Here is a 14,035-nt window from a genome sequence, read left to right as displayed (position 1 = left end):
GACGTTGACCGAGCCGCTGCCCCGCCTGTACTTCGGCCTGGGCGCCGCCTACCCCATCGAGCCCCCGGCCGCCGGCCCCGTCGAGCAGGCCCTGGGCATCAGCGCCTTCATCGGCGCGCACGACGTGATCTTCGGCTTCGGCCCCCGCGTCGGCGTGGACTACTCCTTGGGCAGCGGCTCGGTCAACGTCACCGCCTACCTGGTGCGCAACTTCAACCGCGGCGCCTTCTTCGACCCCTACCTGGGCTTGGGCGTGCGCTACGACACCACCAGCGCCGCCGCGCTGCCCCTCTACGGCGACGCCGTCCTGGGCGCGGGCTTCAACTTCTCCCGCAACTTCGGCCTCTTCCTCGAGGGCAACCCCGGCTTCGGCGACAACCTGAGCTTCCGCTTCGGCGTGCGCGCGGGCCTGAAGGTGGCCTTCTAGGCCCACAGCATCCGCTCCTGTTTCCACGAAGCCCCCGGATCACTCCGGGGGCTCGGTTTATCGAGTGCGGGTAGCTGGGCTTCTAACGCTGGGCGCGGGTCGTACGTCTTGCGTCGTACGTCGTACGCAAGACGCCAAACGCAAGACGCCAGACGCCGGTCGTACGTCCTACGTCGTACGCCGTACGCGAGACGCGAGACGCCCCTTCTTCACCCCCCTTAACAAGGGGGGCTGGGGGGATAAACCCTCCCCGCGTACGGGGAGGGAAGAGGAAGGGTTCACCACAAGCCACAGGCAAAACGCTGGTTGCCTGTGGCGTTCGGCATTCGGCGTTTAGCGTTCGACGCTCAGCATTCCGCGCCCGATCACTCCCACTTCCAGTCCTTGAACTGCTCGCGGAGCTGGGCCTTGAGGAATTTGCCTGTGCTGGTGCGGGGGATTTCGCTGACGAAGACGAAGGCGTCGGGGAGCCACCACTTGGCGACTTTGGGCTCGAGGAAGGCCCGCAGCTCTTCGGGGGTGGCGTTCATGCCTTCCTTGAGGACCACGGCGGCCAGTGGGCGTTCGGCCCACTTAGGGTGGGGGATGGCGATGACGGCGGCTTCCTTGACGGCGGGGTGGCCCATGAGGGCGTTCTCGAGGTCGAGGCTGGAGATCCACTCCCCGCCCGACTTGATGAGGTCCTTGGTGCGGTCGGTGATCTTGACGTAGCCCTCGGGGTCGATGGTCACCACGTCGCCGGTGCGGAACCAGCCGTCGGGGGTCCACTTGCCCTGCTCGCTCTCGAGGCGGAAGTAGCTCTGGGCCACCCAGGGGCCGCGCACCTCGAGCTCGCCCATGCTCTTGCCGTCCCAGGGCACCACGCCCCTCTCGCCCACGGCCCGCACCTCGACCAGCGGGGTGGGGATGCCCTGGGTGGCGCGGTAGGCGTACTGCTCGTCGGGGGAGCGTTGCTTGAGGTGGGGCTTGAGGCGGCTCGTCGTGCCCAGCGGGCTGGTCTCGGTCATGCCCCAGGCGTGCAGCACCTTGAGGTTGAACTCGTCGAAGCCCCGGATCATCGCCTCGGGGGCGGCTGAGCCGCCCACCACCATCTCCATGCCGGGCACCAGCTTGAAGCGGGCGGGGTCTTTCTGCAGGGTTTGCAGCACCCCCAGCCAGATGGTGGGCACCCCGGCGGTCTTGGTGACGCGCTCGCCCTCGTAGAGCTCGAGCAGGCTCACCGGGTCGAGGTGCGGCCCCGGCAGCACCAGCTTCGAGCCGGTCATCACCCCGGTGAAAGGCAGGCCCCAGGCCATCACGTGGAACATCGGCACCACCGGGCACAGCACGTCCTGGGCCGAGAGGTCGAGCGCGTCGGGGAGGGCGGAGGCCAGGCTGTGCAGGAGGGTCGAGCGGTGCGAGTAGACCACCCCCTTGGGCTTGCCGGTGGTCCCGGAGGTGTAGCACATCCCCAGCGCCTCGCGCTCCTCGAGCTCGGGGTACTCGAAGCCGCCGCCGGCCTCCGCGATGAACGCCTCGTAGTCGGTGAGCCCTTCGGGCACGGGCTGCCCGGTGAGGGGCACCACGATGACCTTCTCGAGCTTCACGTGGTCCTTGATGGCCTCGTAGAGCTTCAGGAGCACGTCGTCCACGATCAGGAAGCGGTCTTCGGCGTGGTTGACGATGTAGGCGATGTCGGAGGGGTGCAGCCGCAGGTTGAGGGTGTGCAGCACGCCCCCGGCCGCCGGGATGCCGAAGTAGGCCTCGAGGTGGGCGTAGGTGTTCCACGACAGCGTGGCGACCCGGTCGCCCTTGCGTAATCCCGCCTTCCGCAGCGCCGCCGCCAGCGCCCGGCTGCGCCGGTAGAAGTCGGCGTAGGTGTAGCGGTGCAGGCTCCTGTCGGGCAGGCGCGTGACGATCTCCTGCCGGCCGAAGAGCCCTCTGGCCCGCTCGAGCAGATGGGGCAGGGTGAGGGGAAAATCCATCATGGTCGACTGCATGGCGTTCTCCTTTGCTGTGCGAAAAGCCTACCGCTTTTTGCGTGAACAGAGCATAAAAAGGCCAGCCCTCACCGCTGGGGGGCTGACTTGCTTTTTGGACTCCTGGGTATAAGGCACGGACCGTCAGCCGTAAGCATGGGGCCTGTGGCTCGTCTAGGGCCCGAGGCCGAGGGCCGAGGCGTTTTGCGTCTCGCGTTCGGCGTACGACGTAAGACGTACGCCGCAGGACATACGCCGTATGACCCGCCATCAGTCCCCGCCATAAGCCATACACATTCCACATTCCCCGTTCAGGACAATCGTCTCTTGCTCCAACCCCCTTTACAGCCGAGCATTAACACAAAGTTCCGAGCCGTGACGACCCCAAGGGCCGCCCTGGCCGAGGAAGCCACCCGGTGCAGCCGGGGGCCTCTCTCCGGGGCCAGCCGGGTAACCGACTGACCTGCTGAGCGCAAAGGAACTGCCTCCGGGCGGTTCCATTTTTGCCGCCGGGGGTCTGGAGGGGGTGAAGCTGTGGAGGCAACACGTCGGCTTGGACTCGAGCTTGGGCTGGTGCTGGTGCTGATCGGCCTGCTCTTTTGGGCGGCGGCACAGGGGCGCACCGCTTACATCGGCACGTTCACCAGCCTGCTCAGCGCGGCTAAAGGGGCCAGCCTGGGCTCGCTGGTCCCCGGAACCCAGGTGGCGGTGCTCAAGGAGCAGGCCGGCTTTAGCCAGGTGCAGATTCAGGGCTGGTCGCCCCAGGGGGGAAGCAGCGCCCTTTTCGCGGCCAAGGGCCAGCGCATCCTCCTGGCGAGCTTCACCGGCAAGGTGCAGCGCCGGGTAAAGGGCCAGGGCAAGGACGAGGGGGGCGCAGTCTGGGAGCAGGTGGAGGTGGTGGGGTGGGTGCCCAAGAGCGCTTTGATCGCCGACGTGAACACCCTGTGGAAGCAGGCGGGTGCCCTCTACCAGCAGCGCTGCAGCACCTGCCACGCCCTGCCGGAGACCGGCAAATTCACGGCGAACCAGTGGCCGCCGATCATGCGCGGGATGGGCCCGCGCTCGGGGCTCACGGCCGAACAGACCCAATTGCTCACGCGCTACGCGCAGGCCCACGCCAAGCGCTGATGGGGGAGGATCGTATGAAGAAGATTTCGCGGCGGAAATTCTTGCAGGCCACGGCGGCCACGGCGGCGCTGGCCTCGGCGGCGGCGCAGAGCCCTTCGGGAGCCATCCTCGAGCGCTCCAACCGCATCAGCGCCAACCACTGGGGCGCTTTTTACGTCAACGTGCGCGGGGGGCGGATGGTGGGCGTGACCCCTTACGTCAAGGACGCCTACCCCACGCCCATGCTCGAGGCCATGGCCGACCGGGTCTATGCCCAAAACCGCATCCAGTACCCCATGGTGCGGGCGAGCTACCTGCGCGACGGCCCGGGCGCCGACCCCACGTTGCGCGGCGCCGAGCCCTTCGTGCGGGTGAGCTGGCGCGAGGCCTTCGACCTGGTGGCGAAGGAGCTCAACCGGGTTAAGAAGGAGTTCGGGCCCCCTAGCATCTTCGCCGGCAGCTACGGTTGGTACGACGCGGGCCAGATCAACAACCCCCCGGTGCTGCTGCAGCGCATGCTGCGCCTGCACGGCGGCTTCGTGGGCGGGACCGGCGACTACAGCACGGCGGCGGGCCAGGTCATCATGCCGCACGTGGTGGGGACGCTCGAGGTCTACGAGCAGCAGACCGCCTGGCCGGTGATCCTGGACAACACCCAGCTCATCGTGCTGTGGGGCGCCGACCCCCTGCTCAACTGCCAGATCGGCTGGGCCCCCGCCGACCACTACGCCTACGGGGCCATCGAGGAGCTCAAGAAACGGCGGGGCCGCATCGAGGTGGTCTCCATAGACCCCCGCGTGACCGACACCGCCCGCTACCTGGACGCCCGCTGGATCGCCCCCCGCCCCGGCACCGACACCGCGCTGATGCTGGGCATCGCCCACGCCCTCTACAGCGAGAAGCGCCACGACCAGGCCTTCCTCGACAAGTACACCGTCGGCTTCGCCCGCTTCGCCGAGTACCTCACCGGCAAGAGCGACGGCACCCCCAAGACCCCCGAGTGGGCCGCGAACATCAGCGGGGTGGAGGCCTCGGTGATCCGCAACCTCGCCCGCCAGATGGCCGCCAAGCGCACCATGCTGATGGGCGGCTGGGCCATCCAGCGCCAGCACCACGGCGAGCAGGCCCACTGGATGCTGGTGACGCTGGCGGCGATGCTCGGCCAGATCGGGCTGCCCGGCGGCGGCTTCGGCCTGAGCTACCACTACGACTCCGGCGGCAACCTCACCGCGAGCGCCCCCGGCCTGCCCGGCATCACCTCCGGCGCGGCCTCGGGCGGGGCGGCCTGGCTCTCCAAAGACGCCAACGCCATTCCCGTAGCCCGCGTGGCCGACATGCTCCTCAACCCCGGCCAGCCCTTCGACTTCAACGGCAAGCGCCAGACCTACCCCGACATCAAGCTCGTCTACTGGGCTGGCGGCAACCCCTTCGTCCACCACCAAGACCGCAACCGCCTGATCCAGGCCTGGCAGAAGCCCCAGACCGTCATCGTGCAGGACCCTTTCTGGACCCCCACCGCCAAGTTCGCCGACATCGTGCTGCCCGCGAGCACCACCTTCGAGCGCGACGACATCGCCCAGGTGGGGAGCTACTCGAGGGTCCGCATCGTCGCGATGAAGAAGGCCGTGGAGCCTCTCTACGAGTCGCGCAGCGACTTCGAGATCTTCGCCGAGCTCTCGCGCCGGCTGGGCTTCGGCCCCAAGTTCACCGAGGGCCGCGACACCCTGGGCTGGGTCCGCTTCGTCTACGGCGAGGCCCGCAAGCAGGCCGCCCAGCTCAAGCTGCCCATGCCCGACTTCGACACCTTCTGGAACGGCACGGGCGTGGTGGAGTTCCCCATCCCCGGCGAGTCCCGCAGCTTCGTGCGCTACGGGGACTTCCGCAAAGACCCCATTCTGAACGCCCTGGGAACCCCCTCCGGCAAGATCGAGATCTACTCCAAGACCATCGAGGGCTTCAAGTACGACGACTGCCCGCCGCACCCCACCTGGCTCGAGCCCGCCGAGCGGCTGGGCAGTGAGAAGGCCCGCCAGTACCCGCTGCACCTGTCCTCCCCCCACCCCAAGTACCGGCTGCACTCCCAGCTCAACAACACCTGGATCCGCCGCTGGTACGAGGTGCACGAGCGCGAGCCGGTGTGGATCAACCCGGTGGACGCCGAGGCGAGGGGCATCCGGAACGGCGACGTGGTGCGGCTGTTCAACGAGCGCGGCCAGACCCTGGCCGGGGCCGTGGTCACCGACCGGGTGCGCCGGGGCGTGGTGGTGATGGCCGAGGGCGCTTGGTACGACCCCGCCGAGCCCGGCAAGGTCGGGGCCTTGTGCAAGCACGGCGACGTCAACGTGCTGACCATCGACCGGGGCACCTCCAAGCTGGCCCAGGGCAACATCGCCCACACCGCGCTGGTGCAGCTCGAGAAGTTCGGCGGCGAGCTCCCCGAGGTCACGGCCTTCGACCCGCCCAAGAGTGCTGAGCGCGGCTGAACCCGCTCGCTCCGAGGCTGAGGCCGGAAAGCCTCAGCCTTTCGTGTGTGTCTAAAAGGCCCGTAGCCCCGCCGGGGTCTCGAGCTCGGCCCTGAGCTCGGTCCGGTCGGAGGGCTCGAGCTCCAGCCCCAGCCCCAGCGCCCCCAACCGGGCCCTGACCCGCTCGGGGTGCGGGTGCGAGCCCCACAAGCGCCGCAGGCGGCAGCCCACGTCGGGGAGGCGGGTGGTGGGGTGCGGGGTGTCGCCCCAGGCGATCAGGGTGGGGACCAGGCCGCCCTCGAGCAGCGCTCCGTCGTCGGGGACGGTGATGTCCCACTCGAGGTCGCCCCGGCTCATGCGGTGGACCCGGCCCAGCTCCGGCACCGCCGCCACCGCCGCGCGGAGGTCGTCGGCGCGGGCGACCCAGTGAATCAGGCGGGGGGACTCGCGCAGCTCGGCCTGGAGGCGGGGGTTGTCCAGCCCGAACCAGCGCGGGCGGCCCGGGTCGGCGCCTTCGGGGTCGAGGGCGATGACCTCGAGGTACACCCCCTCGCCCAGGCCCAGCAGGCGGTTGTGGGTGCCCATCCGGAGGTGCCGCCCGCCGGGGCTGAGCGGCACGCCCAGCAGCCCTTCGACGTACGCGGCACCCTGCTCGAGGGTGTGCGCCGCGATGACGAGGTGATCCAGGACGGCCCTCACCACGCCCCCCGGCTGAGGCAGACCTCCCACAGCGGGCAGCCCTCGCACAGCGGCTTGCGGGCGGTGCAGCGGTAGCGCCCGAAGAGGATGAGGGCGTGGTGGGTGAAGACCCACTTCTCGCGCGGGAACAGGCGCTCGAGGTCCCCCCCGATCTTCTCGGGGCCGCGCTTGTCGGAGAAGCCCAGCCGGCGGGCCAGCCGGGTCAGGTGGGTGTCCACCGCGATACCCGGGACCCGGAAGGCCGCGCCCAGCACCACGGTGGCGGTCTTCCAGCCTACGCCGGGCAATTCCTGCAGCTTGGCCCTGTCCACCGGGATTTCCCCGCCGTGCTCCTCGACGAGCTTGCGGGCGAGCAGCACGAGGTTGCGGGCCTTGGCCCGGTAGAGCCCGATGCTCTTGACGTAGGGCTCGACCTCCTCCGGCGTGGCCCGCGCGAGGCTGGCGGCGTCGGGGTAGCGGGCGAAGAGGGCAGGGGTGGCCTTGTTCACCGAGGCGTCGGTGGCCTGCGCCGAGAGCACGGTGGCGACGAGCAGTTCGAAGGGGTTGCGGTGCTCGAGCTCGGTCGCGGCGTCGGGGTAGAGCTCCTCCATCACCTCCAGCACCCGCGCCGCCCGGGCCTGCTTGGCCTCGAGCGGCTCATCCGGCAACACCGGGGCGGGCGGGGCGCCGGGCGCTTCGGGTCGGCTCTTCTCGAGGGCCTTCGCCCTTTGCTTTCCTCGGGTGACGCTTTTGCCTGCCACGTCCTGAAGTGTATCGCTGATAGCTGATAGCCGGTAGCTGAGCGCGGGGCGCGCGTCCTACGTCGTACGTCGTACGTCGTACGTCGTACGTCGTACGCCAAACGCAAAATGCCAAACGCAAGACGCAAAACGCAAGACGCCTTGTTCCCCCCTTAGCAAGGGGGCTGGGGGGGATAGCCCCTCCCCGTGCGCGGGGAGGGCAGGGGAGGGGTAACCACGGGCCACGAGCCACTATGCCTCCACTAACTCCCCCGGATACCGCAACCCCCACTGGGCTCGGAACGCGTCCATGACCTCCATGACCGCGATGGTTTCGGACAGGGGCATGACCTCCGACTCGAGCTTTCCCGCCCGGATGCAGTTCATGGCCTCGAGGGCCTGGAACTGGTCGCCGTGGCCTTCGTAGGGGCACTCGAGGGTCTCGGCGTGGCCGTTTCTGTGCAGCACCAGCGACTTGGCGCGGTACCAGGGGCTGGGGATCTCGACGTAGCCTTCGGTGCCGTAGAGGTAGGCCGCGACGGTGGTGGGGGTGTGGAGGCTCGAGATCAGCGTCGCCATGCGGCCGTCGCGGTAGCCCAGCAGCAGGACGGCCTGCTCGTCCACGCCGGTGGGGCCCAGGTAGACCTGGCTGTCGAGGCGTTCGGGCTTTCCCCAGACCATCGAGGTGAAGGAGAGCGGGTACACGCCCACGTCGAGCAGGGCGCCCCCGGCGAGTTCGGGGTTGACGAGCCGGTGCTCGGGGCCCACCTGGGCGCGGAATCCCATGCTGACCTGGATCATCCGCACCTCGCCGATGACCCCCCGCGCCAGCAGCTCGCGCAGCTTCACCATGTGCGGCAGGAAGCGCGTCCACATGGCCTCCATCAGGAAGAGCCCCTTCTGCCGGGCCTTCAGGGCCATGCGGCGCGCCTCGAGCGCGTTGTGGGCGAAGGCCTTCTCGCACAGCACGTGCTTGCCGTGCTCGAGGCACAGCAGGGTGTGGGCGTAGTGGTGGCTGTGGGGCGAGGCCACGTAGATGACGTCGAGCTCGGGGTCGGCGGCGAGCTCGGCGTAGCTGCCGTAGCGGCGGGGAATACCATACTGCTCCCCGAAGACGTGGGCGGCCTCGAGGCTCCTCGAGCCCACCGCCCAAAGCTCGGCCCCCTCGAGGCCGCGCAGGGTGTCGGCCAGCCGCCCCGCGATGCGCCCGGTGCTCAGGATGCCCCAGCGGATCTTGTCCATTCCCACATTGTAGGGGGCGCCCGAAAGCGCCCCCAGCTATGGTTTCCGCCCCGGCAATCAGGAAGCCGTCAGCGGTCAGCCATAAGCAAAAGGCTCGAGACCCGCGGCCTGTGGCGTGTAGCTACCCCTCCCCGTCCCTCCCCGCGTGCGGGGAGGGGCTATCCCCCCCTAACCCCCCTTGCTAAGGGGGGTGCCAAGGCGTCTGGCGTTTCGCGTCTTGCGTTTGGCATTTTGCGTTTGGCGTAGGACGTACGACGTACGACGTAGGACGCACGCCGCACGACCCGCGCCCGGCTACCGGCTATCGACCCTCGACCCTCGACCCTCTAGTACGCCTTAGCGAACAGGATCCGCTTGCCATAAGCGCTCGGCTTGCCGCAGCGGACGCAACTGCCGTGGGCTTCGGGCTCGTCGAAGGGGATGCAGCGGGTGGTGGCGGTGGTCTCGGCCTTGATCTGCTTCTCGCACTCCTTGTCGCCGCAGTGGAAGGCCTTGACGAAGCCCTGCTCGACCTTTTCCTTGAACTCCTCGAAGCTGTCCACTTCCCAGGTGTGGCTGTCGCGGAACTCGAGCGCCCGCTGGTAGAGCGCCGCCTGGAAGGCCTCGAGCTTGTGCGGGATCTGGCCCACGACCTCGGCGAGCTGCACGGTCTCCTTGCCCCCCAGGCGGCTCGCCAGCACGGCGGTGCCCGCCTCCACGTCGCGGGGGCCGATCTCCAGGCGCAGCGGCACGCCCTTGAGCTCCCACTCGTTGAACTTGAAGCCGGGGCTGTACTGGTCGCGGTCGTCGAGCACGACGCGCACGCCCGCGGCCTTGAGGTCGGCGGCCAGCCGCTCCACCGCGGGCATCACCTGCTCGCGGGTGTCCGACTTGTAGATGGGCACGATCACCACCTGGACCGGGGCGATGCGCGGGGGCAGGATCAGGCCCTTGTCGTCGCCGTGGGTCATGATCACCGCGCCCACCATGCGGGTGGAGAGCCCCCAGCTCGTGGTGTGGACGTACTTGTTCTGCTGGTCGCGGTCCTGGAACTGGATGTCGAAGGCCTTGGCGAAGTTGGTGCCCAGGTAGTGGCTGGTGCCCGACTGCAGCGCCTTGCCGTCGCGCATCATGGCCTCGATGGTGGTGGTGTACACCGCCCCGGCGAACTTCTCGCTCTCGGTCTTGACCCCCTCCCACACCGGCACCGCGGCCCACTCGCGCGACATCTTGGCGTAGACGCCCAGCATCTGCCGCACCTCGGCCTCGGCCTCGGCCTGGGTGGCGTGGGCGGTGTGGCCCTCCTGCCACAGGAATTCGCTCGTGCGCAGGAAGGGCTTGGTGCGCAGCTCCCAGCGCACCACGTTGCCCCACTGGTTGAGGAGCTGGGGCAGGTCGCGGTAGGTGCGCACCCACTTGGCCCACATGTGCCCGATGATGGTCTCGGAGGTAGGGCGCACGGCGAGGGGCTCCTCGAGCTCCTCCCCGCCCGCGTGGGTCACCACCGCGAGCTCGGGCGCGAAGCCTTCGACGTGCTCGGCCTCCTTCTGGAAGAAGCTCATGGGGATGAAGAGGGGGAAGTACGCGTTGGTGTGCCCGGTGGCCTTGAACATGTCGTCGAGGGCACGCTGGATGTTCTCCCAAAGCCCGAAGCCGTAGGGCCGGATGACCATGGTGCCGCGCACCGGGCCGTAGTCCACGAGTTCGGCCCGTTGGATGACTTCGTTGTACCACTCGTTGAAATCCTGGCTCTGCGGGGTGAGGCCTTTCTCCTTCGCCATACCGCACCATGATACTTGCTCACTCCGGCCCCGGCCGCCGTGCCGTGGCCCCGCCGCGGGCCTCCGGCTCCCTCGAAACGGCGGGCCTGCTCCCGCAATTTCGGCCCTTCGAATGGCTGTAAATTGCCTCGTTATCTTCATGAACCGGCTATCCAGACTGATTCCTTGACTTTTGCTTTCCCGAACGCCTATGCTGAGGAAGTTTTCGCTTTTCACAATTCAGGCATCGGGGTAAGAAGGAGGCATTTATGGGCAGGCTGCTTTTGGCGGTTTTGACGCTCTTTGTATTTGTCTCGTGCAATTCGCCCCAGACCCGGCCGTCCGGCGGGCCCGACGCTCAAGCCGTCGGTGCCGTCCGGCGCGTCCCCCCGAAATTCTCTGAGCCTAAGGCCTTCGACGTGTCTCGCGCCCTTCGCGACATGGTCGGGCAGGCGCCCGGCGAGGTCTCCTCCGACCCCGACGCGGTGCGGGAGATCCGCCCCGATCGTGGTCCCCTCCCGGCGGCCCAGGGTTTCTCGGGTGACGCGGCCGTGCAGAGGGGGCTGCGGCCACAGCGGCCCGGGGTGCAGGCGGCCTCCATCGCCGCCCCGCTGCTCACCTTCGAGGGCCTGAGCAACCAGGACAACTTCAACCTCTTCGGCTTCCGCGTCAACCCGCCCGACCCCGTCGGCGACGTCGGACCCAACCACTACGTGGAGATGGTCAACCTGGCCTTTGCCGTCTACGACAAGCAGGGCAACTTGCTGATGGGGCCCGCGCGCATCGGCGACTTGTGGAACGGCTTCGCCGTCGAGGACTGCACCGACCCCTCGGGCGACCCCATCGTGCTCTACGACCAGCTCGAGGACCGCTGGATCCTCAGCCAGTTCACCACCCGCGGCCTCGCCAACCCGGCCCTGCCCTTCTACAACTGCGTCGCCATCTCGCAGACCGGCGACCCGACCGGGCCGTACTACCGCTACGCCTTCATCACCCAGCCCGACCCGGACGGGGGCTACTTCTTCCCCGACTACCCGAAGTACGGCGTCTGGACCGACTCCTACATCCTCACCACCCGCGACTTCGGCACGTTCGATGGCTACGGGATCAGCGTCTACGCGCTCGAGAAGAACAAGATGCTCGCCGGCAACCCCAAGGCCCGGGCGGTGCAGTTCTTCCTCGACTCCGACGTGGTGCCGCTCAACCTGATGGGTGACGGGCTCTTGCCCCCCGACATCGACGGCACGCGCCGCCCCATCGACCGGATCGCCGCCCCGGTCGTCGGCACCCAGGACGACGGGGGCTTCTACGGCGCCGCCTTCGACGCGCTCAACGTTTTCGAGCTGACCGTGCAGTGGAGGGCGAACCCGGCCGCGGCGCTGAGCCTGGCGGCCCAGTTGCCGGTCGCCGCCTTCGACTCGATCTTCCCCTGCGCGCCGACGAGCCGCGACTGCCTGCCCCAGCCGGGCATCGTCAACCCCGCCCAGTACCTCGACATCCTCTCCTACCGCCAGCGCCCGACCCACCGCCTGGCGTACCGGAACTTCGGCAAGCACGAGGCCCTGGTCACCAGCCAGTCGGTAGAGGCCCTGCCGGGGGTCGCGGGCATGCGCTGGTACGAGATCCGGCGTTCGGGAGGGGTGTACTCCGTGTACCAGCAGGGCACCTTTGCCCCCGGCGACGGGGTCCACCGCTGGATGGGCAGCGTCGCCATGGACTGGCAGGGCAACGTCGCGCTCGGCTACAGCGTGGTCAACGGGGTGAGTGTCTACCCCGGCATCCGCTACACCGGCCGCCTCAGCGGCGACCCGCTGGGCCAGATGACCCTGGGCGAGGGCGTCATCGCCAACGGATCGGGGGTGCAGACGACCACCAACTCGCGCTGGGGCGACTACACCTCCATGAACATCGACCCCACCGACGACTGCACCTTCTGGTACGTCAACGAGTACTACACCGCCGCGGGGCAGGCCTCCAGCCCTGCCGGGTGGCAGACCCGCGTCGGGAGCTTCAAGCTGCCCGGCTGCGCGCCGAAGGCGGATTGACGTACACGGTCGGCCCGCGATCCGTCGAGCTGTGTCCAGCCCGGAGGCCCGCCCGTGGGCGGGCCTCCGGCATCCGTTAATTTGGTGTTTCCCCCCGGGTAGTACCCTCAGAGGTGGTCGAGCGAATTGCGGGCTCGGAAAGGAGTTAGGGTGAAGGTCCGGTATGTTCTGGCAGCACTCCTGGTGCCCGGCTGGTTCCTGACGGGCTGCTACCAGCCCCGGCTGCAGCCGCCGCCTGAGACCACCGGCCCCACCGTTCACCTGAGCGCTTCGCCCACCCGCGTGGTCTGTCCCGGCCCCGTCACCCTCACCGCGACGGCGGGTCCGGGCGTGACCCGGGTGGACTTCTACAAGCAGGAACTGGGCGCCGACCTCCAACCTCTGCTGATCGGGACCGATGCTTCCGCGCCTTACGGCCTGGTTTACCCCGAGCAGGGCTTTGGCGAGCCGGACGACGGAGCCTACGACTTCGTGGCCCGGGCTTACGACGGCCAGGGGCTCGAGGCCAGCAGCAACCTTGTTCGGGTGACGGTGCTGATCGGGAAAGCCGACACGCCCTGCCCGCAAACCTCCTGACCTCCCGGTGAGGACCGGCGCGATGAGCCGGAGACGTTGGCGGCGGCCGGGGCTGCCCGGGGCGCCTGGTGCGGTCGGAATGCTTCCTTTTTGCCATGCCTCCTTAACGTCAGGGGTAACGCCCCGGCTCTCGAGGCCCGGGGCGTATACTGGGGCCAACGAACAACCGGGGTATCGGGCAGTCTGGCGCTCGGGCAGGGCGTGGTTTCGATGGCAGATGCGCTCGTTTGGCCTGCTGGAATTCTCCGCCTTCCGTGGTGGCTTGAAAGGGGGTGAGGACTGTCTTCGTCAGGAAACCTCGAGGTTTAAGCGCTCCAATCCCGCATTAGCGAGGTGAAACCCCTATGCATTGGAAGTACTGGTTTTTGGCGATCACCGCGGTATTTCTGCTGGCCCTGGCGGCCTGCAGCCCCAAGCCCTCGAGCCAAGGCCAAGGCGTGAGCACCCAGAGCGTTCAGGAGGTGACCCCCGCGTCCCCCCTTCCATCGCCCGACACCTCACCCACCGACGAAAGCACCAGGCTGTGGTTCGTCGAGCTGACCAGCCCCCCGGCAGCCGACGGGACCAGCCTGTCCGCCCTCGAGGCCGAGCAGCAAGCCTTCCGGGACAACGCCCGCAGGGCCGGGCTGAAGTACAAGGAGCGCTTCGCGTACAAGGAGCTGTGGAACGGGCTCTCGATCGAACTGGCCGGCAGCGCTGAGCGCTCGAGGCTGGGCCGCGTCGCCGGGGTGAAGGCCGTGTACCCGGTGGCTACGGTGGTGCTACCCCCCACCGCCCCGGTTGCCGACCCCGACCTCGCCACCGCCCTGGCCATGACCGGCGCCGACGTGGCCCAGAACGAGCTGGGCTACACCGGCGCGGGCGTCAAGGTGGCCGTGATGGACACCGGCGTCGACTACCACCACCCCGACCTGGGCGGCTGCTTCGGGCCGGGCTGCCGGGTGGCCTACGGCTACGACTTCGTGGGCGACGCCTACAACGCCAACCCCGCGGACACCGCCTACAACCCCACCCCCGCCCCCGACGACAACCCCGACGACTGCAACGGCCACGGGACGCAC

General features: G+C 68.6%; 10 protein-coding genes and 1 pseudogene. 6 read left to right on the top strand and 5 right to left on the bottom strand.

Translation table 11 applies throughout. From position 1 onward, the window contains the following. Positions 1-427: pseudogene (locus Mterra_RS22355) on the top strand (S-layer homology domain-containing protein); the annotation flags it as partial. 365 nt (positions 428-792) lie between these two features. Here Mterra_RS22355 and Mterra_RS12585 read toward each other — a convergent pair. Further along, positions 793-2,406 (bottom strand): long-chain fatty acid--CoA ligase, encoded by a 1,614-nt coding sequence (locus Mterra_RS12585; protein WP_119315498.1) that lies wholly within the window; start codon positions 2,404-2,406, stop codon positions 793-795. Positions 2,407-2,919: 513 nt separating this feature from the next. Between Mterra_RS12585 and Mterra_RS12580 the strand changes: the two genes are divergently transcribed. Together Mterra_RS12580 and torA are read left to right on the top strand one after the other, a co-directional pair. Continuing rightward, positions 2,920-3,513: a hypothetical protein gene (locus Mterra_RS12580; RefSeq protein ID WP_147372753.1), complete on the top strand. Its 594-nt coding sequence runs from the start codon at positions 2,920-2,922 to the stop codon at positions 3,511-3,513. Between the two features lie 14 nt (positions 3,514-3,527). After that, on the top strand, positions 3,528-5,975 hold the full coding sequence (torA, locus tag Mterra_RS12575) for a trimethylamine-N-oxide reductase TorA (RefSeq protein ID WP_119315496.1): 2,448 nt from the start codon (positions 3,528-3,530) through the stop codon (positions 5,973-5,975). 51 nt (positions 5,976-6,026) lie between these two features. Here torA and Mterra_RS12570 read toward each other — a convergent pair whose 3' ends face one another. The 4 genes from Mterra_RS12570 to proS all read right to left on the bottom strand — a co-directional run bounded on the left by Mterra_RS12570 (position 6,027) and on the right by proS (position 10,374). Beyond that, the gene (locus tag Mterra_RS12570) at positions 6,027-6,653 is read right to left on the bottom strand and encodes a VOC family protein (RefSeq protein ID WP_245971618.1); all 627 of its coding nucleotides are present in this window, start codon (positions 6,651-6,653) and stop codon (positions 6,027-6,029) included. After that, positions 6,650-7,303, bottom strand: a complete 654-nt coding sequence (gene nth, locus Mterra_RS12565) for an endonuclease III (protein ID WP_245971619.1) — start codon at positions 7,301-7,303, stop codon at positions 6,650-6,652. Before nth ends, Mterra_RS12570 begins: the two co-directional genes overlap by 4 nt. A gap of 321 nt (positions 7,304-7,624) precedes the next feature. Beyond that, entirely contained in the window at positions 7,625-8,614 is a 990-nt protein-coding gene (locus Mterra_RS12560) for a Gfo/Idh/MocA family protein (protein WP_119315494.1), read from the bottom strand. A gap of 326 nt (positions 8,615-8,940) precedes the next feature. Then, the gene (proS, locus tag Mterra_RS12555) at positions 8,941-10,374 is read right to left on the bottom strand and encodes a proline--tRNA ligase (protein ID WP_119315493.1); all 1,434 of its coding nucleotides are present in this window, start codon (positions 10,372-10,374) and stop codon (positions 8,941-8,943) included. Positions 10,375-10,772: 398 nt separating this feature from the next. On the opposite strand from proS, the gene Mterra_RS12550 reads away from it, so the two are divergent. The 3 genes from Mterra_RS12550 to Mterra_RS12540 form a co-directional block, all read left to right on the top strand. Continuing rightward, entirely contained in the window at positions 10,773-12,398 is a 1,626-nt protein-coding gene (locus tag Mterra_RS12550) for a hypothetical protein (protein ID WP_147372752.1), read from the top strand. Positions 12,399-12,548: 150 nt separating this feature from the next. Continuing rightward, the gene (locus Mterra_RS12545) at positions 12,549-12,974 is read left to right on the top strand and encodes an Ig-like domain-containing protein (protein WP_147372749.1); all 426 of its coding nucleotides are present in this window, start codon (positions 12,549-12,551) and stop codon (positions 12,972-12,974) included. 344 nt (positions 12,975-13,318) lie between these two features. Beyond that, on the top strand, positions 13,319-14,035 hold a 717-nt coding region (locus Mterra_RS12540), incomplete at its 3' end, for a S8 family serine peptidase (RefSeq protein ID WP_147372747.1).

The organism is Calidithermus terrae (genome assembly GCF_003574345.1).
GTDB lineage: Bacteria > Deinococcota > Deinococci > Deinococcales > Thermaceae > Calidithermus > Calidithermus chliarophilus.
Note: the sequence above shows the minus strand (reverse complement) of the source record. Positions and strands in the feature narration are given on the sequence as shown.